Raw genomic sequence first — 1,049 nt, 5'->3', positions numbered from 1 at the left:
GGCTGCGATCTTTTTGATGTTGTTTTTTTTAGGATCAAGATCAAAGGATCGCAGCCTGCGGCAGCTCCTACATGGATACGGCGTTTACTCGGCAATATCGCTAACAGGGCGTTATCCATTATGACGATAAAGCAGATCCGCGCCTTCCTCGCCGTGGCCCAGAGCCTGAGTTTCGCCGTGGCCTGCGAGCGTCTGCACTTGTCGCAATCGGCGCTGAGCCTGACCATCAAGGCGCTGGAAGAGGGTTTGGGCGGGCGGTTGTTCAGTCGCAACACGCGCAATGTGGCGCTGACCGCCGAGGGTGAATCGCTGCTGCCGCTGGCTCGGCGCCTGATCGCCGATTGGGACAACGCCGAAGACGAAATGCGCCAGCGTTTCAGTCTGCAACGCGGACGGGTGACGCTGGCGGCGATGCCGTCGTTTGCCGGCAACCTGTTGCCGCCGATCCTCAAGACGTTTCGCGCGCGCTATCCAAACGTCAATGTCACGGTCAACGACGTGATCAACGAACAAGTGCTGGAAATGGTGCGCGACCGCCACGTGGAACTGGGTGTCGCGTTCGAGCCGATGCAGAACACCTCGCTGACGTTCACGCCGCTGTACATGGACCGCTTTGTCGCGGTGGTGCCGCAAGATTCAGCGCTGGCCAGCCTTGGCGAAATCGACTGGCAGACCTTGCTGCAGGAACCGTTCATCACCCTGCAACGGCCGTCGACAGTGCGGGTGATGCTCGAAGAACACTTGCTGGCCCGGGGCATGAAGCTCCCGGTGGAGTTCGAAAGCCATCAACTGGCAACCGTCGGGCGCATGGTCGCCAGCGGGCTGGGAGTGAGTGCAGTGCCGGCGTTGTGTGCCGAGCAGATGCTCGAACTGGGCGCGCATTGCCTGACCTTGAATGATTCGGTGGAGCGAGCGATTGGCGTGCTGACCGAGCCCGGCAATGAACTGTCGGCAGCGGCGCAGGCGCTGTTCGACATCCTCAAAGCCGAACACTGATCTTCAAACGTTTAACCCCTGTAGGAGCTGCCGAAGCTGCGATCTTTTGATCT

1 protein-coding gene is annotated in these 1,049 nt (G+C 60.1%); it reads left to right on the top strand.

Annotated features, from left to right (window positions below):
- The first annotated feature begins 120 nt into the window (after window positions 1-120).
- Window positions 121-996, top strand: a complete 876-nt coding sequence (locus tag HT737_RS05065) for a LysR family transcriptional regulator (RefSeq protein ID WP_182401717.1) — start codon at window positions 121-123, stop codon at window positions 994-996.
- Window positions 997-1,049: the final 53 nt, after the last annotated feature.

The organism is Pseudomonas sp. MD195_PC81_125 (assembly GCF_014060985.1).
In the GTDB taxonomy this organism is placed as follows: domain Bacteria; phylum Pseudomonadota; class Gammaproteobacteria; order Pseudomonadales; family Pseudomonadaceae; genus Aquipseudomonas; species Aquipseudomonas parakoreensis.
This window is presented reverse-complemented; position numbering and strand designations above follow the sequence as displayed.